The following is a 17,903-nucleotide window of genomic DNA, read 5'->3' on the forward strand; positions in this document are numbered from 1 at the left end:
GGTCGGGGCGGAGCACGCGCGATGGCGCCAAAACCGCCCACTGGAGAACGTGAAGATGAACTGGGCAGTGACACGAATCGGCGGGCGCTTCCATTACGGATGGCTCGCGGCGGCGGTGGTATTCCTGATCCTGCTGGCGGCGGCCGGCACGCGCGCGACGCCGAGCGTGCTGATGGTGCCGCTCGAACGCGAGCTCGGCTGGAGCCGCGCGACGATTTCGCTGGCGATTTCGGTCAACATCGCGCTGTACGGCCTGACGGGCCCGTTCGCGGCCGCCGCGATGCAGCGCTTCGGGCTGCGGCCGACCATCCTCACCGCGCTCGTGACGATGGGCGCGGGCGTCGCGCTGTCGTCGATGATGACGCAGAGCTGGCAGATGGTGGTGATCTGGGGGCTGATGGTCGGCTGCTCGACGGGTGTCGTCGCGCTGACGCTGTCCGCGACCTTCGTCACGCGCTGGTTCCATGCGCGGCGCGGCCTCGTGATGGGGATCCTGACCGCGAGCACGGCCACCGGCCAGCTCGTGTTCCTGCCGATGCTCGCGGCGATCGCGCAGCGTCACGGCTGGCGGCCGGTCGTGCTGGTCGTCGCGGTGGCGGCCGCGATCGTGATTCCGCTCGTCGCGTTGCTGCTGCCCGAGCGGCCGGCCGACGTGCAGCTGCGCCCGTACGGCGAGCCGGCCGATGCGCCGCCCGCGCCCGACGCGACGAAGGAGAATCCGCTCGCGGTCGCGTTCCGCACGCTGCTGACGGCGAGCCGCTCGCGCGACTTCTGGCTGCTGTTCTTCAGCTTCTTCATCTGCGGCGCGAGCACCAACGGCTATGTCGGCACGCACCTGATCGCGATGTGCAGCGACTATGGGATGACCGAAGTGCAGGGCGCGTCGCTGCTCGCGGCGATGGGCGTGTTCGACCTGTTCGGCACGACGCTGTCGGGATGGTTGTCGGACCGTTACGACAACCGCGTGCTGCTGTTCTGGTATTACGGGCTGCGCGGGCTGTCGCTGATCTACCTGCCGCATGCGTTCGGGATCGATTTCTTCGGGCTGCCGCTGTTCGCGATGTTCTACGGGCTCGACTGGATCGCGACCGTGCCGCCCACCGTACGGCTCGCGACCGATGTGTTCGGCAAGGCCGCGGCGCCGGTCGTGTTCGGCTGGATCGTCGCCGGCCACCAGCTCGGCGCGGCGTTCGCCGCGCTCGGCGCCGGGTTGCTGCGCGCGAGCCTCGGCACCTACACGATCGCGTCGATGATCTCGGGCGGGCTGTGCATCGTCGGCGCGCTGATCGTGCTGCGGATCAACCGCGGCCCGTCGCGCGCGGCCGCGCAGGCGGCCTGAGCGCGGCGGACCGGCCGGCCGCACGCGCTGCGGCCGGCCATTGCACGCACGGAGATTGGCATAGCGCGCCCGGATCGGGCGCGCAGTCGCTCAAGCGGGTATGCTTGCGGTTCGCGAAGGCGTTCGCGCCCCTTCATCGATGTCAGCGAGGAACCGCATGTCCGTCAAACCTGCTCCCACCACTGTTTCGATTCACGATCTGATCGCGGGCCGCTGGAGCCCGCGCGCGTATTCGGATGAGCCGATCAGCGCCGGCGATCTTCACGCGGTGCTCGAAGCGGCACGCTGGGCTCCGTCCGCGTACAACGCGCAACCGTGGCGTTTCATCGTATTCGATCGCACCCAGGACGAAGACGCGTTCAAGCGCGCGTTCGCGACGCTGGTGCCGTTCAACCAGGGCTGGAATGCACCGGCGCCGGTGCTGATCGCGGTCACCGCGCACACGCTGACGCCGAAGGGCGAGCCGGCGCCGACCGCGCTGTACGACGCCGGCGCCGCCGCGATGTCGCTGGTGCTGCAGGCGCATGCGCTCGGCCTCGCCGCGCACCAGATGAGCGGGTTCGACGCGAAGGCATTCCGCGACGCGTTCGCGATTCCGGCGGACGTCGCGATCGCGTCGATCATCTCGCTCGGCCACTACGGCAACGTCGACAAGCTCGATCCGGTGCTGCGCGATCGAGAGAAGGCGCCGCGCACGCGGCATGCGCTCGGCGAGGTCGTCTATGCCGGTGCGTGGAAGAAGCGCTTCGACGCGGCGGCCTGACCCCGCGGGCGGACAGGCTGCGTCACCCGTCCTGTTCGCGCCTGTTCCCGGCGCGCCACGCCGCGCGCCGTGGCCACCGGCCCCCGTTGCGCGGCACGGGCGGCCGGCCCCGGTTGTGATCCCGCGGGCTTCATGTTAAAAAGCCCGTCCTTTCCGTTTTCGCGCCGGCCCTGCTGCGGCAATTTCCCATGACTTACTGCGCGATCGATTTCGGCACGTCCAATTCCGCCGTGGCGCTGCCCGACGGCGATGGCATGCGCCTCGCGCCCGTCGAGGGCGACCACCTGACGCTGCCCACCGCGATCTTCTTCAACAACGACGAAGAGACGGTCGAATACGGCCGAGCGGCGCTGGCCTCCTATATCGACGGTTTCGACGGCCGGCTGATGCGCTCGATGAAGAGCATCCTCGGCTCGCCGCTCGCGGAAACGACGACCGACCTCGGCGACGGCAGCGCGATCGCGTACACCGAAATCATCGCGCGCTTCCTGACGCACCTGAAGCGCAAGGCCGAAGCGCGCGCGGGCGCGCCGATCGGCCGCGCGGTGCTCGGGCGGCCGGTGTTCTTCGTCGACGACGATCCGCGCGCCGACCGTCTCGCCCAGGATCAGCTCGAGGCGGCCGCGCAGTCGGTCGGGTTCGCGGACGTTCACTTCCAGTACGAACCGATCGCCGCCGCCTTCGACTACGAATCGCGCCAGTCGGCCGAGCGTCTCGTGCTGGTCGCCGACATCGGCGGCGGCACGTCCGACTTCTCGCTGGTGCGCGTCGGCCCGGCGCGGATGGCGCGGCTCGAGCGCAAGGACGACGTGCTCGCGCACCACGGCGTGCACGTCGCGGGCACCGACTACGACCGGCGGGTCGAACTGGCGGCGATCCTGCCCGCATTCGGCTACCGTTCGCTCGACCCGGAAGGGCGCGAGCTGCCGAACAAGATCTACTTCGATCTCGCGACCTGGCACCTGATCAACACCGTCTACACGCCGAAGCGGATCGGCGAGCTGAAGCTGATGAAGCACCTGTACCAGGACGTGCGACAGTACGAGCGCCTCACGAGCGTGGTCGAGCAGCGGCTCGGGCACGCGCTGATGGCGCGCGCGGAGGAAGCGAAGATCGGCGTCGCGGCGGGCGGAGAGACGATGATCGACCTGAACGACGTGGAAGAGGATCTGCAGATCGCATTCGACGCGAATCGCCTCGTCGATGCGAGCCGCGACGACACCGCACGCATCGTCGACGCCGCGCGCGAGACGGTGCGGCTCGCGGGCGTGGCGCCGCGCGATGTCGGCGCGCTGTATTTCACCGGCGGTTCGACGGGGCTCGCGTTCCTGTCGGGCGCGCTGGCCGGCGCGTTCCCGGACGCGCAGCCGGTGTTCGGCGATCGCCTGGCGAGTGTCGCGACGGGGCTCGGTATTCACGCGCAGCGCCTGTTCGGCTGAACGGCGGGCGGCTAAAAGGTCGCCATGCCGGACGGACAACCGGCGCCCAAAAACAAAAAGCCCCGCCGAAGCGGGGCTTTTTTACACGAATTATCGCGCCAAGCTTAGACCGGACGGATGTTCGCAGCTTGCAGACCCTTCGGGCCCGTCTTCACTTCGAATTCAACCTTCTGGTTTTCTTGCAGCGTCTTGAAGCCTTCGACGCGGATTTCCGAGAAGTGCGCGAACAGATCGTCGCCGCCGCCTTCCGGGGTGATGAAGCCGAAGCCCTTTGCGTCATTGAACCACTTGACGGTACCGGTTGCCATGTTACTTGTTCCTAAAAAGATAAAACGGGGCCGAAGCCCATGGGGTGCGGAAAATCAAGGAAGGGGTAATAGGACCAACCGGAGTACCGTTGATGGGCGAACTACGAAAGAACCAATTCACTCGCCACTTGAAATCCTGCGAAGTCCTTTATACGGCTAATCCGTCTGACGGTCAACCGTATTCCCGGGCATTCAGGGTTATTGCGGATATTCGGTTTACAAAGCTTGCAAGCGATGCGAATTTTTTGTAGGGGTCGATCGATTTTGGCGCCACGTTCGAGGTGCAACCGTTAAACTACGCGCCGCGTGGACGGGTTGCCCCGATCGGGTGACCCTCCTCCCAAGAATGCGTGCGCGGTGCGCTCCGAGCCGATCCCGGATCGCCGGCCGACCATGCTTTTTGAGACACAGGAGAGGATGTGAAGAGTTCTATTCAACGGAACATCGGCCCGTTTGCATTGATGCTGACGGGGCTGGGTTCGATTATCGGCTCGGGCTGGCTGTTCGGTGCGTGGAAGGCCGCCAAGATCGCCGGTCCGGCGGCGATCTGCGCATGGATCATCGGCGCCGTCGTGATTCTCGCGATCGCGCTGACGTATGCGGAACTGGGGGCGATGTTCCCCGAATCGGGCGGCATGGTGCGCTACGCGCGCTACTCGCACGGTTCGCTGGTGGGCTTCATCAGCGCATGGGCCAACTGGATCGCGATCGTATCCGTGATCCCGATCGAGGCCGAAGCGTCGATCCAGTACATGAGCACGTGGCCGTATCCGTGGGCTCATGCCTTGTTCGTGAACGGCGAGTTGCAGACATTGGGCCTGTTGCTGTCGGCCGTGCTGGTCGTCGTCTACTTCATGCTGAACTACTGGGGTGTGAAGGCTTTCGCGCGGGCGAACACCGCGATCACGATCTTCAAGTTCCTGATTCCCGGCCTCACGATCCTCGGCCTGATGCTCACGAGCTTCCATTCGGAGAACCTCGGCACCGCATCCAACGCGAGCTTCGCGCCGTACGGCTGGTCGGCCGTGCTGACCGCGGTCGCGACGAGCGGCATCGTGTTCGCGTTCAACGGCTTCCAGAGCCCGGTGAATCTCGCCGGTGAAGCGCGCAATCCGTCGCGCAGCGTGCCGTTCGCGGTGATCACGTCGATCCTGCTCGCGCTCGTGATCTACGTGCTCCTCCAAATGGCGTACATCGGTTCGGTGAACCCCGCCGACGTCGCGAAGGGCTGGGCGCACTTCAACTTCTCGTCGCCGTTCGCGGAACTCGCGATCGCGCTGAACCTGAACTGGCTCGCGATCCTGCTGTACGTCGACGCGTTCATCAGCCCGAGTGGCACCGGCACGACCTACATGGCGACGACCACCCGCATGATCTACGCGATGGAGCGCAACAACACGATGCCGAAGATGTTCGGCAACGTGCACCCGATCTACGGCGTGCCGCGCCAGGCGATGTGGTTCAACCTGCTCGTGTCGTTCATCTTCCTGTTCTTCTTCCGCGGCTGGAGCTCGCTCGCGGCGGTGATCTCGGTCGCGACGGTGATCTCGTACCTGACCGGTCCGATCAGCCTGATGGCGCTGCGCCGTTCGGCGACCGACATCGAGCGTCCGCTGTCGATTCCGCTGATGAAGCTGATCGCGCCGTTCGCGTTCGTGTGCGCGTCGCTGATCCTGTACTGGGCGAAGTGGCCGCTGACGGGCGAAATCATCCTGCTGATGATCGTCGCGTTGCCGGTGTATTTCTACTTCCAGGCGAAGTCGGGCTGGACCGGCTGGGGCGCCGACCTGAAGGCCGCGTGGTGGCTGGTCGCGTACCTGCCGACGATGGCCGTGCTGTCGCTGATCGGCAGCAAGGAATTCGGCGGTCACGGCTACCTGCCGTACGGCTGGGACATGCTGATCGTCGCGGCGATCTCGCTGGTGTTCTACTTCTGGGGCGTGAATACCGGCTACCGGACCCAGTATCTCGACGAGCGCGAGTCGCACGACGAGATCCTCGAGGGGGTCGGCGCCTGACGCCTGACCTGTCGCCGGATTCGGCGGCGGCAGGATGCAGCGAAAAAGCCCGCCCGAGCGATGCTCGGGCGGGCTTTTTGCTGACTGGCTCGGCGATGGCGCCGCCGTTCGGATTCAGGCGTCGGCGTTCGCGAACACGTAGTTCGTCATCGCGAGCACGCGCTGGTAGGTGCCGAGCGACTGGATGCCGAGCCGGTAGTCGTCGTCCGCCGCGCCGAGCGCGGTGAAGACCGGCAGCAGATGCTCGTCGGTCGGATGCATCAGCGCCGCGTGCGGCGCCTGCCGGCGATAGTCGAGCAGCGCATCGACGTCGCGCGCGGCAAGTTTGGCCTCGAACCAGTCGGTGAATTCCGCGACGCGCGGGTCCGCATCCTCGGGCGTCGCGCCGAAATCGGCGGCGCGCAGGTTGTGCGTGATCTGGCCCGAGCCGATCACCATCACGCCTTCGTCGCGCAGCGGCCGCAGCGCGCGGCCGAGCGCGAAGTGATGCGCGGCGTCCGCGCGCGGCTGGATCGACAGTTGCGCGACCGGCACGTCGGCTTCCGGAAACATCAGCAGCATCGGCACCCACGCGCCGTGATCGAGGCCGTGTTCGGTCGTCGCGGTCGCGATGCCGGCCGCGTTCAGCAGCGCGGCCGCGCGTGCGGCGACGTCGGGTGCGCCCGGCGCCGGATAGCGGATGTCGTACAGCGCCTGCGGGAAACCGTAGAAGTCGTGAATCGTGTCCGGATGCGCGGCGACGCTCGCGACCGGCTGTTGCGTGCCCCAGTGTGCGGAGAGCATCAGCACCGCGCGCGGGCGCGGCAGTTCGGCGCCGAGGTGCGTGAACGCGCCGGAGGGCAGCGCGGGGTCGATCGGCAGTGTCGGGGCGCCGTGAGACAGGTACAGCGAAGGCAAGCGGTTCATGGTGGTGACCTGCGAAAGGGTTTGCCTGTGACTATAGGCGCGCACCGGGCATTGATAAATCGGCAATCGGGAATTTGATTGACGCTTGTTCGTTGATAATCGTGGCGATGGCACGCGCACCAAGCCGATTCGCGTCTGAAGGCGTGAGATCGACGGAATTGCGGTGCGAATCGGTGGGGAATCCGCGCAGAAGGGGGTAATTTACTGCGTGTGCCGAATGCCGGCCCACGGCGTCGTGAGCGGGGCGCTGAGCGCGAACAGGTCGAGCACGCGCGTGACGGTCTGGTCGACGAGTTCCTCGATCGTCTTCGGCATTGCATAGAACGCCGGCAGCGGCGGGAAGACGATGCCGCCCATTTCGGTGACGGCGGTCATGTTGCGCAGATGCGCGAGGTTGAACGGCGTTTCGCGCACCATCAGCACGAGACGGCGGCGTTCCTTCAGCGTGACGTCGGCCGCGCGCGTGATCAGGTTGTCGGACAGCCCGTGCGCGACGCTCGCGAGCGTCTTCATCGAACAGGGCGCGATCACCATGCCGTCGGTCGCGAACGAGCCCGACGCGATCGTCGCGCCGACGTCGCGCACCGAATGCACGACGTCCGCACGGCTTTCGACGTCGGCCTTCGGCAGCTTCAGTTCATGCTGGATGTTGAGCCAGCCGGCGTTCGAAATCAGCAGGTGCGTTTCGACGCCGCCGGCGGCGCGCAGCAGGTCGAGCAGCCGCACACCGTAGATCGCGCCGGTGGCGCCGGTGATCGCGACGATCAGCCGGCGTGGCGGCGCGCTGGGAGATGCCATCGAAAAGGGGGCGGGTGCCGCGTATCAAGCGGCGGCGAACAGTTGCTGCAGTTCGCCCGACTGGTACATCTCCATCATGATGTCCGAGCCGCCGATGAATTCGCCCTTCACATAGAGCTGCGGGATGGTCGGCCAGTTCGAGAATGCCTTGATGCCCTGGCGGATTTCGTCGTCCTCGAGCACGTTGACCGTCTTGAACTGGTCGACGCCGCAGGCTTTCAGCACCTGCACGGCGCGGCCCGAGAAGCCGCACATCGGGAATTGCGCGTTGCCCTTCATGAAGAGCACGACCTGGTTTTCGTCGACGATTTGCTTGATACGTTGTTGGGTGTCCATGACTGACCTTGCGTTTGCGGGGCGTTAGATCGAAATGATAGCGGATTTCAACCGGGCGGGCCGGGCGTCAGCCCGGCAGGCGGCCGCCGGTCGTGCGTTCGATGGCGGCGAGATCGGCGAGCGATTCGACCGCGACGAAGCCGTGCGACGCCAGGATCGCGCGGACGGCTTCGGCCTGGTCATAGCCGTGCTCGATCCAGAGCGTGCCGCCCGGTTTCAGGTACGCGCCGGCGCCCGCGACGATCGTGCGGATCGCGCTGAGGCCGTCGGCATCGTCGGTGAGCGCGCCGCGCGGCTCGAAACGCAGGTCGCCTTGCGCGAGGTGCGGGTCGCCTTGCGCGATGTACGGCGGGTTGCTGACGATCGTATCGAACGCGAGCGCGGGATCGAGCGCCGCGTACCAGTCGCTCTGCAGCCAGCGCAGCGGGCCGCCGGGGCGCCGCGCGTCGAGCAGTTTGTCGGCGTTGCGTTGCGCGACCGCGAGCGCGGCCGGCGAACGGTCGAGCGCCCAGACGCGCGCATCGGGGCGCTCGGCCGCGATCGACACGGCGATCGCGCCGCTGCCGGTGCCGAGATCGAGCACGGCGGCGTGCGGCAGCCCGCTGATCGCATCGAGCGCGGCTTCGACGAGTAGCTCGGTTTCGGGGCGCGGGATCAGCACGTCGGGCGTCACGTCGAACGGGCGGCCGAAGAACTCGCGCATCCCCACCAGTTGCGCGACGGGCTCGCCGGCGACGCGGCGCGCTTCGAGCGCGCGGAAGCGTTCGACCACGGCGGCGTCGAGCGGCGCGTCGCCGCGCGTGATCAGTTGCGTGCGAGTCCAGCCCAGCGCATGCGCGAGCAGCACGCGTGCATCGACCGGGTCGAGCGGCGATGCGCGCAGCAACGCGTCGGCGGTGGTGTCGGGCATCGCGGCCTCAGTCGGCTTCGCCGAGCGACGCGAGCAACTCGGCCTGGTGCTCGGTGACGAGCGCGCCGATCAGTTCGTCGAGATCGCCGTCCATGATCGCCTCGAGCCGGTACAGCGTCAGGTTGATCCGGTGGTCGGTCATCCGGCCTTGCGGGAAGTTGTACGTGCGGATCCGCTCGGAGCGGTCGCCGGAGCCGATCAGGCTCTTGCGCGTCGCCGCTTCCTTCGCGTGCTGCTCGTGATACTGCTTGTCCTTGATGCGCGCGGCGAGCACCTTCAGCGCGCGATCCTTGTTCTTGTGCTGCGAGCGGTCGTCCTGGCATTCGACGACGATCCCGGTCGGGATGTGCGTGACGCGCACCGCCGAATCGGTCTTGTTGATGTGCTGGCCGCCCGCGCCGGACGCGCGGAACGTGTCGATGCGCAGGTCGGCCGGATTGATCTCGACCTCGCCGATTTCGTCGGCTTCCGGCATCACGGCGACCGTGCACGCGGACGTATGGATGCGCCCCTGCGTCTCGGTGGCCGGCACGCGTTGCACGCGATGGCCGCCCGATTCGAACTTCAGGCGCGAATACGCGCCCTGGCCCGCGATTCGCACGATCACTTCCTTGTAGCCGCCGAGATCCGACGCGCTCTCCGACATCATTTCGACCTGCCAGCGCTGGCGTTCCGCGAAGCGCAGGTACATACGCAGCAGGTCGCCCGCGAACAGCGCCGATTCGTCGCCGCCCGTGCCCGCGCGGATTTCGAGGAAGATGTTGCGGTCGTCGTTCGGGTCCTTCGGCAGCAGCATCTTCTGCAGTTCGGTCTCGAGCCGCGCCATGCCCTCGCGCGCGCTGCGGATTTCGTCTTCCGCGAAATCGCGCATCGACGGATCGGCGAGCAGCTCCTGCGCGGCCGTCTCGTCGCTGCGCGACTGGCGCCATAACGCGTATTGCTCGACGACCGGGCCGAGTTCCGCATGTTCGCGTGTCAGCTTGCGGTACTGGTCGAGGTCGGCCGTGACGTTTTCGCGGCTCAGCAGGTCGTTCAGTTCGGCCAGCCGTGTGGAAAGCTGGTCGAGCTTGCGTTGCATGCTCGTCTTCATGGTGTGGAGCGGCGCTCCCGGGCAAGGGGTATTCGGAAAGGATAGGCCGGCGGTGGGACAACGACCGGCCGGCGGCAGGGCGACCGGGCGGCGCTAGTGGCCGGATTGGTCGTTCGAGCGCGGCGCGTGCTGGTAGAAGCCGCGCATCAGGTCGATCAGCGAATCGCGATCGGCGCCGTTGACGCGGTTGAGCGCGCTCGTCGGGCCGTGGATCAGCTTGTTGGTCAGCGCCTGCGACAGCGCTTCGAGCACCGCAGCCGGATCGTCACCGCGCGCGAGCAGCTTCTGCGCCTTCTCGACTTCGGCCCGGCGCAGCGCGTCCGCCTGCGTATGCATGTGACGGATCACCGGCACGACGCTGCGCGTGTCGAGCCATTGCATGAAATTCTGCACGCGCGTCTCGATGATCGCTTCGGCCTGCGCGACCGCGACCTGGCGCGACGCGTTGCCTTCGCGCACGATCGCGCCGAGATCGTCGACGGTGTAAAGGAACACGTCCTTCAGCTTGCCGACTTCGGGCTCGATGTCGCGCGGCACCGCGAGGTCGACCATGAAGATCGGCCGGTGGCGGCGCGCCTTCACCGCGCGCTCGACCGCGCCGAGGCCGATGATCGGCAGCGTCGACGCGGTGCACGACACGATGATGTCGAACTCGTGCATGCGGGCGGGCAGGTCGGCCAGCGGCATCGCGCGGCCGTTGAAGCGCTCGGCGAGCCGCTGGCCGCGTTCGGCCGTGCGGTTCGCGACGACGAGTTCGCGCGGGCCTTGCGCGGCGAAGTGCGTCGCGCACAGCTCGATCATTTCGCCGGCGCCGATGAACAGCACACGCTGATCCGACACCTTTTCGAAGATCCGCTGCGCGAGGCGAACCGCGGCGGCGGCCATCGACACCGACTGCGTGCCGATTTCGGTCGTGCCGCGCACTTCCTTCGCCACCGCGAACGTGCGCTGGAACAGCTGGTTCAGGTAGGTGCCGAGCGCGCCCGCTTCCGTCGCGGTGCGAACGGCATCCTTCATCTGGCCCAGAATCTGGGTTTCACCGAGCACCATCGAATCGAGGCCGGATGCCACGCGAAACGCGTGCCGGACGGCTTCCGACTGCGGCAGCGCATAGACGTGCGGCGCGAGCTCGTCGACCGGAATCCGGTGATACTCCGACAGCCAGCGGAGCGCGCCTTCGCGGGCCGCGCGATCGTCGGTGGCGCAATACAGTTCGGTGCGGTTGCAGGTGGAGAGAATCGCCGCTTCCGGCGTATTGGGCGCCTGCGGGCCGAGAAACACGTTCTTGAACGTGACGAGAGCCGGCTTGATTTGCTCGAGCGGAAACGCCACGCGTTCGCGCAGGGCGACAGGCGCAGTGTGGTGGTTGATTCCGATCGTGAGGAGTTGCATATCGAGGGCTATCGTTTAGCCCCATATTATAGCGTTTCAGTAATTTCCTCACTCGCTGCGTACCGGGCATCGGCGTGGCGGGGGCGCGAATTTGGGGGCTCGATCGGCACGCGGTCGAGCTGATAGCCGAAGCCGTAGAGCGGCAACAGCCGGTAGCCGCGCTCCGGAAGCAGCTGCAATTTGCTGCGCAGCCGGGACGCGTGCGTGTCGAGCGTGCGCGACTTCATGTCGCGGCGGCGGCCCCATACCGTTTCGAGGATATGGGCGCGCGACACGGGCCGCGACACGTTCGTGAGCAGCAACTGCGCGAAACGGAACTCCTTCGGCGTGAGTGAAACGATTGCGTCGCCGAAACGCACGAGGCAATGGGTGGTGTCGAATGCGTATTCGCCGTACGTTTCGCGCGAGCGGGCGGGCGCTCGCCGCACGCCCGCGCGCCGGCTCAGTGCGTTGACGCGCGCGAGAAACTCCGGCCCGCTCACGGGGCGCACGAGGCAATCGTCGGCGCCCGCGTGCAGGCACGAGACGATTTCGCTTTCGCGCGCCGACTGCATCATGGCAATGGCCGGCAACCCGGGCAGAATCGCCTGCGCGCGCGGAATGACTTCCTGCGCTGGCCGGTCGCCGGCCCAGTGGCCGGTGACCAGCATGTCGCAGGTGTTGTCGGCGGCGAGCCACTCGAAGAATGCGGTGCTGGACGGAAACGCATGGCACACGTGACCGCCCGCGAAGAGCAGGCGGTTCAGGAGAGCGCTATGACGCGACTCCGGATCGATCAGAGCGATTCGCATGACGATTTCTTCAATACGGCAGCCGGTGTGCGCTTGCCATAACGTCGAGTCGGCCCCTACACTCGAACGTTCGCGGCGCCCGGCTGGTCTCGGGTTCGATGGATGAATCGATGCTAGCCGCTGGCAACGTTCACGCCTATGGGACGAATCTGAATTTATAGAAGGCGTTGAATGAACTGGTTTGGAATCCTTGTCCTGGGAGCGGCCGTCGGGCTGTTCGGTCGCTGGCTGCATCCGATGCGGCGCACGGGCCGGCCGGCATGGTGGATCGCGGTGCTCGTCGGCATCGCGGGCGCGGCCGCCGCCCGCATGGTCGGCAATCTCTCGGGACTGTTTTACGATGGCGAGACGCTCGAATGGCCGGTCTGCACCGGCGTCGCGTTCCTCGCCGTAGCCGTGACGGTCGCGCTGTCGGCCCGTCGCTGAATGCTCTCAGGTGAAATCATGAATGCCCGTCTCCCCGAAGTCTCGCCGGTGCCGGCCCGTCTCGCGCTGTTGCGCGGCGCCATGGCCCGCGAGAACCTGGCCGCCTATCTCGTGCCGTCCGCCGATCCCCATCTGTCCGAATACCTGCCGGAACGCTGGCAGGCGCGCCGCTGGCTGTCGGGCTTCACGGGCTCGGTCGGCACGCTGGTCGTGACCGCGGAGTTCGCGGGGTTGTGGGTCGACAGCCGCTACTGGGTGCAGGCCGACGCCGAGCTGGCGGGCACGGGCGTGCAGTTGATGAAGATGACGGGCGGGCAGCAGAGCGCACCGCACGTCGACTGGCTCGCGCAGAACGTGGCGGCCGGCGCGACGGTCGGCGTCGATGGCGCCGTGCTCGGCGTCGCGGCCGCGCGCGGGCTGAGCGCCGCCCTGAGCGCGCGCGGCATCGCGCTGCGCACCGACGTCGACCTGCTCGACGCGATCTGGCCGGAGCGGCCGGGGCTGCCCGGCGATGCGGTGTTCGAGCACGTGGCGCCGCAGGCCGACACGACCCGCGCGAGCAAGCTCGCCGAAGTGCGCCGCGCGATGCACGCGCAGGGCGCGCAATGGCACTTCGTGTCGACGCTCGACGATCTTGCGTGGCTGTTCAACCTGCGCGGCGCCGACGTCAATTTCAATCCGGTGTTCGTTGCGCACGCATTGATCGGCGCCGATCGCGCGACGCTGTTCGTCGCCGACGGCAAGGTGCCGCCGGCGCTGGCCGCGTCGCTCGCGCGGGATGGCGTCGACGTTCGCGCCTACGACGCCGCGCGTGCGTCGCTCGGGGCGTTGCCCGACGGCGCGACGCTGCTGATCGACCCGCGCCGCGTGACGTTCGGCACGCTCGAGGCCGTGCCGGCCGGCGTGAAGCTCGTCGAGGCCGTGAATCCGTCGACGTTCGCGAAGTCGCGCAAGACGTCCGCCGAGATCGAGCACGTGCGCGTGACGATGGAGCACGACGGCGCCGCGCTGGCCGAATTCTTCGCGTGGTTCGAACAGGCGGTGAATCGCGAGACGATCACCGAGCTGACGATCGAGGAGAAGCTCACGGCCGCGCGCGCCCGCCGCCCCGGCTACGTGTCGGCGAGCTTCGCGACGATCGCCGGCTTCAACGCGAACGGCGCGATGCCGCACTACCATGCGACGCGCGAGTCGCACGCGACGATCGCCGGCGACGGCCTGCTGCTGATCGATTCGGGCGGCCAGTACATGACGGGCACGACCGACATCACGCGCGTCGTGCCGGTCGGCACCGTCAGCGACCTGCAGCGGCGCGATTTCACGATCGTGCTGAAGTCGATGATGGCGCTATCGCGCGCCCGCTTCCCGCGCGGCATCCGCTCGCCGATGCTCGATGCGATCGCGCGTGCGCCGATGTGGGCGGCCGGGCTCGACTACGGCCACGGCACCGGGCATGGCGTCGGCTACTTCCTGAACGTGCACGAAGGCCCGCAGGTGATCTCGCACTACGCGCCGGCCGAGCCGTACACGGCGATGGAAGAGGGAATGATCACGTCGATCGAGCCGGGCGTGTACCGTCCGGGCCAGTGGGGCATCCGGATCGAGAACCTGGTCGTGAACCGCGCGGCCGGGAAGACGGAGTTCGGCGATTTCCTCGCATTCGAGACGCTGACGCTGTGCCCGATCGACACGCGCTGCGTGCTGATCGAGATGCTGCACGACGAAGAGCGCGCGTGGCTGAACACGTATCACGCGACGGTGCGCGAGCGCGTCGGCCGGCATCTGAGCGGCGACGCGAAGGCGTGGCTCGACTTGCGCACGCAGCCGATCTGACGCAACGCGCGGCAACGGCGGATGGCGAGTCGGTCACGATCGAACGACGGCCTGACAATAACAGCGAGGGCAAGCAATGGCGGACACTGCGGTGATCGTGGTCGACATGCAGCGTGGGCTGGTGCAGCGGGCGCAGCCCGCGTACCGGCTCGACGACGTGGTGTCGGGCATCAACCGGTTGACGGCAGCGGCGCATGCGGCGAACGCGCCGGTGTGCTTCGTGCAGCACGACGGCGACGCGGACGACGACATCGTGCCCGGCACGCCGGGCTGGGAACTGCACGCCGGGCTGGTCGTCGGTCGCGACGACTGGCGCGTGCGCAAGCAGGCGAGCGACGCGTTTCACGACACGCCGCTCGCGGCGCAGCTCGATCGCCATGGCATCCGTTCGGTGCTGATCTGCGGCTATGCGACCGAGTTCTGCGTCGATTCGGCCGCGCGCCGTGCCGCGCTGCTCGGCTACCGGACGACCGTCGTGTCCGACCTGCACACGACGAACGAGCGTGCCCACCTGTCGGCGGCGCAGATCGTCGCGCACCATCACTTCATCTGGCACAACAATTCGCTGTCGGGCAACGCGGTGACGCCGCGTCCGCTCGCGGACGTGCTCGCCGCGGAGTTCGCATGACGATCAAGGCAGTGGTGTTCGATTTCGGCGGCGTGCTGATCGACTGGAGTCCCGAGTACCTTTACCGCGAACTGATTCCCGACGCCGCCGAGCGCCGCTGGTTCCTCACGCACGTATGCGCGATGGACTGGGTGGTCCGCCAGGACGGCGGGCAGACGATCGAGGAGGGCACGGCCGAACTCGTCGCGAAGTTTCCGGAGCACGAGGCGCTGATCCGCGCGTTCTACGCGCGCTGGCACGAGATGATCGGCGGCGTGCTCGAAGAGGGCGCGGCGCTCGTCGAGCGGCTGGACGCGCAGGGGATGCCGTTGTTCGGGCTGACGAACTGGTCCGCGCAGACGTTTCCGTATGCATGGGACAACTTCCCGGTGCTGCGCCGCTTCAAGGACATCGTCGTGTCGGGCCGCGTGAAGCTCGTGAAACCCGAGCCGGCGATCTACCGCGAGAGGCATGCGCGGATCGAGCCGCACCTGCCTGGGGTCGCGCCGCACGAGCTCGTGTTCATCGACGACAACGCGCACAACGCGGCGGCCGCGACGGCGCTTGGTTGGCACGGCATTCATCACACGAGCGCGGCGGCGACCGAAGCACGCCTGCGTGAACTGGGCGCGCTGGTGTAGACGGCGCGGAAGTCGCGCGGGATAAAAAAAGCGAGCGCTGGGCTCGCTTTTTCGCTGTGCCGTTCCGGAAGCGGCCCCGTTCGGCACCGGCCCCGCGCGAGCGCGGCGCCGGGCGCCCGGGCCGCGCCGCTCAGCGGCTGATCGGCTTGTAGCGCAGACGCTTCGGCTTCGCGGCTTCCTCGCCGAGGCGCGCACGCTTGTCGGCTTCGTACTCCTGGTAGTTGCCGTCGAAGAACGTGACCTGCGAATCGCCTTCGAACGCGAGGATGTGCGTCGCGATCCGGTCAAGGAACCAGCGATCGTGCGAGATCACCATCACCGAGCCCGCGAATTCGAGCAGCGCGTCTTCCAGCGCGCGCAGCGTTTCGACGTCGAGGTCGTTCGACGGTTCGTCCAGCAGCAGCACGTTGCCGCCCGAGATCAGCGTCTTCGCGAGGTGCAGGCGGCCGCGTTCGCCGCCGGACAGGTTGCCGACGATCTTCTGCTGGTCGCCGCCCTTGAAGTTGAAGCGGCCGATGTACGCGCGCGACGGCGTTTCGTACTTGCCGACCGTCAGCACGTCGGCGCCGCCCGAGATTTCCTCGAACACCGTCTTCGAACCGTCGAGCGCGTCGCGGCTCTGGTCGACGTACGCGAGCTTCACCGTCGGGCCCATCACGACTTCGCCCGAATCCGGCTGTTCCTTGCCGGTCAGCATCTTGAACAGCGTCGACTTGCCGGCGCCGTTCGGGCCGATGATGCCGACGATCGCGCCGGCCGGGATCTTGAAGCTCAGGTTGTCGATCAGCAGGCGGTCGCCGAACGACTTGCTGACGTTCTTGAACTCGATCACTTCGTTGCCGAGGCGCTCGCCGGCCGGAATGAAGATTTCCTGCGTTTCGTTGCGCTTCTGGTATTCCTGGCTGCTCAGCTCCTCGAAGCGCGCGATACGCGCCTTCGACTTCGCCTGGCGGCCCTTCGGGTTCTGGCGCACCCACTCCAGTTCCTTCTTGATCGCCTTCTGACGCGCCGATTCCGACGCTTCTTCCTGCTTCAGGCGCTCTTCCTTCTGGTCGAGCCAGCTGCTGTAGTTGCCCTTCCACGGAATGCCGTGGCCGCGGTCGAGTTCGAGAATCCACTCGGCCGCGTTGTCGAGGAAGTAGCGATCGTGCGTGACCGCGACCACGGTGCCCGGGAAGCGCACCAGGAACTGCTCGAGCCAGTCGACCGATTCGGCGTCGAGGTGGTTGGTCGGTTCGTCGAGCAGCAGCATGTCGGGCTTTTCGAGCAGCAGCTTGCACAGCGCGACGCGGCGCTTCTCGCCGCCCGACAGGTGCTCGATCTTCGCGTCCCACGACGGCAGGCGCAGCGCGTCGGCGGCCACTTCGAGCTGCTGCTCGGGGCTGCCGCCGTCGCTCGACGCGAGGATCGCTTCGTATTTCGCCTGCTCGGCCGCGAGCGCGTCGAAGTCGGCGTCCGGTTCGGCGTAGGCCGCGTAGATTTCTTCCAGCTTCTTGTTCGCCTGGAACAGGTCGCCGAGGCCTTCCTCGACGGCTTCGCGCACGGTCTTCGTCGGGTCGAGCTGCGGTTCCTGCGGCAGGTAGCCGATGTTCAGGTTCGGCATCGGCGTGGCTTCGCCTTCGATGTCCTTGTCGACGCCCGCCATGATGCGGATCAGCGTCGACTTGCCCGAGCCGTTCAGGCCGAGCACGCCGATCTTCGCGCCGGGAAAGAACGACAGCGAGATGTCCTTCAGGATCTGGCGCTTGGGCGGCACGATCTTGCCGACCCGGTTCATCGTGAAAACGTATTGGGCCATTTCGGTGTGAAAGTCAGAAGTGGTTGAGACGGCCGCGCAGCGCGCGCGGGCGTGGCGGCGTCGGGTGATTCGGTACGGAGCGTGCCGCGCGGGGCGCGGCGGTGCGAGCGCGTATTGTACTTCGCCGCCGGTTGCCGCTGGCGCGGCGCAGGCCATTCGGCCGACCCGCGCTCACAGCCACGCGGCGACGCCGCCGTGCCCCGAGCACGTGCCGCGCCGGTGGCGGCTGAAGCTGTACGTGCCGTCGCGGCAACGCGCGCTCGCGCCGTCCGGCACGCGGCCCGATTTCGAATGCGCGGGCGCATGCACGGTTTCGCCGTCGCGGTTGCGATACGTGTCGTGACGGTCGAGGTCGGCTTCGTTGCCGTAGCCGGGCGGCGCGCGATAGGCGTGCGCGGCCGGCGGCAACGCGGCGCCCGCGACGAAGAGCGCGGCGGACAGGGTCGCGACCTGGGTCGCGCGGCGGAGCAGGGTGCGCATGGTCTCTCTCGTTTCGTTCGTTGTTGTC

18 protein-coding genes are annotated in these 17,903 nt (G+C 67.4%); 8 read left to right on the forward strand and 10 right to left on the reverse strand.

Annotated elements, in window-relative coordinates:
- Window positions 1-55 precede the first annotated feature (55 nt).
- The 3 genes from CFB89_RS02090 to CFB89_RS02100 all read left to right on the forward strand — a co-directional run bounded on the left by CFB89_RS02090 (window position 56) and on the right by CFB89_RS02100 (window position 3,541).
- Window positions 56-1,339 carry an MFS transporter gene (locus CFB89_RS02090; protein WP_089466587.1) on the forward strand — a complete coding sequence of 428 codons (1,284 nt, stop codon included), beginning with the start codon at window positions 56-58 and terminating at the stop codon, window positions 1,337-1,339.
- 157 nt (window positions 1,340-1,496) lie between these two features.
- Window positions 1,497-2,102: a nitroreductase family protein gene (locus CFB89_RS02095; protein ID WP_089466549.1), complete on the forward strand. Its 606-nt coding sequence runs from the start codon at window positions 1,497-1,499 to the stop codon at window positions 2,100-2,102.
- Between the two features lie 188 nt (window positions 2,103-2,290).
- Complete coding sequence (locus CFB89_RS02100; protein WP_089466550.1) at window positions 2,291-3,541, forward strand: Hsp70 family protein; 1,251 nt, start codon at window positions 2,291-2,293, stop codon at window positions 3,539-3,541.
- Between the two features lie 104 nt (window positions 3,542-3,645).
- Here the strand turns inward: CFB89_RS02100 and CFB89_RS02105 are convergent, their stop codons facing one another.
- Entirely contained in the window at window positions 3,646-3,849 is a 204-nt protein-coding gene (locus tag CFB89_RS02105) for a cold-shock protein (RefSeq protein WP_006477070.1), read from the reverse strand.
- Window positions 3,850-4,268: 419 nt separating this feature from the next.
- Between CFB89_RS02105 and CFB89_RS02110 the strand changes: the two genes are divergently transcribed.
- Complete coding sequence (locus CFB89_RS02110; RefSeq protein ID WP_089466551.1) at window positions 4,269-5,867, forward strand: APC family permease; 1,599 nt, start codon at window positions 4,269-4,271, stop codon at window positions 5,865-5,867.
- 114 nt (window positions 5,868-5,981) lie between these two features.
- Here CFB89_RS02110 and CFB89_RS02115 read toward each other — a convergent pair whose 3' ends face one another.
- The 7 genes from CFB89_RS02115 to CFB89_RS02145 form a co-directional block, all read right to left on the reverse strand.
- Complete coding sequence (locus tag CFB89_RS02115; protein ID WP_089466552.1) at window positions 5,982-6,773, reverse strand: class III extradiol ring-cleavage dioxygenase; 792 nt, start codon at window positions 6,771-6,773, stop codon at window positions 5,982-5,984.
- A gap of 201 nt (window positions 6,774-6,974) precedes the next feature.
- On the reverse strand, window positions 6,975-7,571 hold the full coding sequence (locus CFB89_RS02120; RefSeq protein WP_089466553.1) for a UbiX family flavin prenyltransferase: 597 nt from the start codon (window positions 7,569-7,571) through the stop codon (window positions 6,975-6,977).
- A 24-nt stretch (window positions 7,572-7,595) separates the two neighbouring features.
- On the reverse strand, window positions 7,596-7,907 hold the full coding sequence (gene grxD / locus CFB89_RS02125) for a Grx4 family monothiol glutaredoxin (RefSeq protein WP_006477066.1): 312 nt from the start codon (window positions 7,905-7,907) through the stop codon (window positions 7,596-7,598).
- Window positions 7,908-7,974: 67 nt separating this feature from the next.
- Window positions 7,975-8,817 carry a peptide chain release factor N(5)-glutamine methyltransferase gene (gene prmC / locus CFB89_RS02130; protein WP_089466554.1) on the reverse strand — a complete coding sequence of 281 codons (843 nt, stop codon included), beginning with the start codon at window positions 8,815-8,817 and terminating at the stop codon, window positions 7,975-7,977.
- A 7-nt stretch (window positions 8,818-8,824) separates the two neighbouring features.
- A complete protein-coding gene (gene prfA, locus CFB89_RS02135; protein ID WP_006477064.1) occupies window positions 8,825-9,907 on the reverse strand; it encodes a peptide chain release factor 1 in 1,083 nt (360 codons plus the stop codon).
- Between the two features lie 93 nt (window positions 9,908-10,000).
- Complete coding sequence (gene hemA, locus CFB89_RS02140) at window positions 10,001-11,299, reverse strand: glutamyl-tRNA reductase (protein WP_089466555.1); 1,299 nt, start codon at window positions 11,297-11,299, stop codon at window positions 10,001-10,003.
- A gap of 26 nt (window positions 11,300-11,325) precedes the next feature.
- Window positions 11,326-12,090, reverse strand: a complete 765-nt coding sequence (locus CFB89_RS02145; protein ID WP_089466556.1) for a response regulator transcription factor — start codon at window positions 12,088-12,090, stop codon at window positions 11,326-11,328.
- A 171-nt stretch (window positions 12,091-12,261) separates the two neighbouring features.
- Here CFB89_RS02145 and CFB89_RS02150 point away from each other — a divergent pair, with 171 nt between their 5' ends.
- From CFB89_RS02150 to CFB89_RS02165, 4 genes are all read left to right on the forward strand, one after another.
- Entirely contained in the window at window positions 12,262-12,516 is a 255-nt protein-coding gene (locus CFB89_RS02150; RefSeq protein ID WP_089466557.1) for a hypothetical protein, read from the forward strand.
- Between the two features lie 18 nt (window positions 12,517-12,534).
- Entirely contained in the window at window positions 12,535-14,349 is a 1,815-nt protein-coding gene (locus CFB89_RS02155; RefSeq protein WP_089466558.1) for an aminopeptidase P family protein, read from the forward strand.
- A gap of 76 nt (window positions 14,350-14,425) precedes the next feature.
- Window positions 14,426-14,977, forward strand: a complete 552-nt coding sequence (locus tag CFB89_RS02160; protein WP_089466559.1) for a cysteine hydrolase family protein — start codon at window positions 14,426-14,428, stop codon at window positions 14,975-14,977.
- Window positions 14,974-15,597: an HAD family hydrolase gene (locus CFB89_RS02165; protein ID WP_089466560.1), complete on the forward strand. Its 624-nt coding sequence runs from the start codon at window positions 14,974-14,976 to the stop codon at window positions 15,595-15,597. The genes CFB89_RS02160 and CFB89_RS02165 overlap by 4 nt, the downstream gene beginning before the upstream one ends.
- Window positions 15,598-15,727: 130 nt before the next feature.
- Here the strand turns inward: CFB89_RS02165 and ettA are convergent, their stop codons facing one another.
- On the reverse strand, window positions 15,728-17,395 hold the full coding sequence (gene ettA / locus CFB89_RS02170; protein ID WP_039352138.1) for an energy-dependent translational throttle protein EttA: 1,668 nt from the start codon (window positions 17,393-17,395) through the stop codon (window positions 15,728-15,730).
- 171 nt (window positions 17,396-17,566) lie between these two features.
- Complete coding sequence (locus CFB89_RS02175) at window positions 17,567-17,875, reverse strand: DUF3761 domain-containing protein (protein ID WP_089466561.1); 309 nt, start codon at window positions 17,873-17,875, stop codon at window positions 17,567-17,569.
- Between the last annotated feature and the right edge of the window lie 28 nt (window positions 17,876-17,903).

Source organism: Burkholderia sp. AU16741 (genome assembly GCF_002223345.1).
Classification (GTDB): Bacteria; Pseudomonadota; Gammaproteobacteria; order Burkholderiales; family Burkholderiaceae; genus Burkholderia; species Burkholderia sola.

What these genes read in the sequence shown, in the direction of transcription:
- CFB89_RS02090 (WP_089466587.1), top strand. Translation starts at nt 56, where the DNA reads ATGAACTGGGCAGTGACACGAATCGGCGGGCGCTTCCATTACGGATGG.
- CFB89_RS02095 (WP_089466549.1), top strand. Translation starts at nt 1,497, where the DNA reads ATGTCCGTCAAACCTGCTCCCACCACTGTTTCGATTCACGATCTGATC.
- CFB89_RS02100 (WP_089466550.1), top strand. Translation starts at nt 2,291, where the DNA reads ATGACTTACTGCGCGATCGATTTCGGCACGTCCAATTCCGCCGTGGCG.
- CFB89_RS02105 (WP_006477070.1), bottom strand. Translation starts at nt 3,849, where the DNA reads ATGGCAACCGGTACCGTCAAGTGGTTCAATGACGCAAAGGGCTTCGGC.
- CFB89_RS02115 (WP_089466552.1), bottom strand. Translation starts at nt 6,773, where the DNA reads ATGAACCGCTTGCCTTCGCTGTACCTGTCTCACGGCGCCCCGACACTG.
- CFB89_RS02120 (WP_089466553.1), bottom strand. Translation starts at nt 7,571, where the DNA reads ATGGCATCTCCCAGCGCGCCGCCACGCCGGCTGATCGTCGCGATCACC.
- grxD (WP_006477066.1), bottom strand. Translation starts at nt 7,907, where the DNA reads ATGGACACCCAACAACGTATCAAGCAAATCGTCGACGAAAACCAGGTC.
- prmC (WP_089466554.1), bottom strand. Translation starts at nt 8,817, where the DNA reads ATGCCCGACACCACCGCCGACGCGTTGCTGCGCGCATCGCCGCTCGAC.
- prfA (WP_006477064.1), bottom strand. Translation starts at nt 9,907, where the DNA reads ATGAAGACGAGCATGCAACGCAAGCTCGACCAGCTTTCCACACGGCTG.
- hemA (WP_089466555.1), bottom strand. Translation starts at nt 11,299, where the DNA reads ATGCAACTCCTCACGATCGGAATCAACCACCACACTGCGCCTGTCGCC.
- CFB89_RS02145 (WP_089466556.1), bottom strand. Translation starts at nt 12,090, where the DNA reads ATGCGAATCGCTCTGATCGATCCGGAGTCGCGTCATAGCGCTCTCCTG.
- CFB89_RS02150 (WP_089466557.1), top strand. Translation starts at nt 12,262, where the DNA reads ATGAACTGGTTTGGAATCCTTGTCCTGGGAGCGGCCGTCGGGCTGTTC.
- CFB89_RS02155 (WP_089466558.1), top strand. Translation starts at nt 12,535, where the DNA reads ATGAATGCCCGTCTCCCCGAAGTCTCGCCGGTGCCGGCCCGTCTCGCG.
- CFB89_RS02160 (WP_089466559.1), top strand. Translation starts at nt 14,426, where the DNA reads ATGGCGGACACTGCGGTGATCGTGGTCGACATGCAGCGTGGGCTGGTG.
- CFB89_RS02165 (WP_089466560.1), top strand. Translation starts at nt 14,974, where the DNA reads ATGACGATCAAGGCAGTGGTGTTCGATTTCGGCGGCGTGCTGATCGAC.
- ettA (WP_039352138.1), bottom strand. Translation starts at nt 17,395, where the DNA reads ATGGCCCAATACGTTTTCACGATGAACCGGGTCGGCAAGATCGTGCCG.
- CFB89_RS02175 (WP_089466561.1), bottom strand. Translation starts at nt 17,875, where the DNA reads ATGCGCACCCTGCTCCGCCGCGCGACCCAGGTCGCGACCCTGTCCGCC.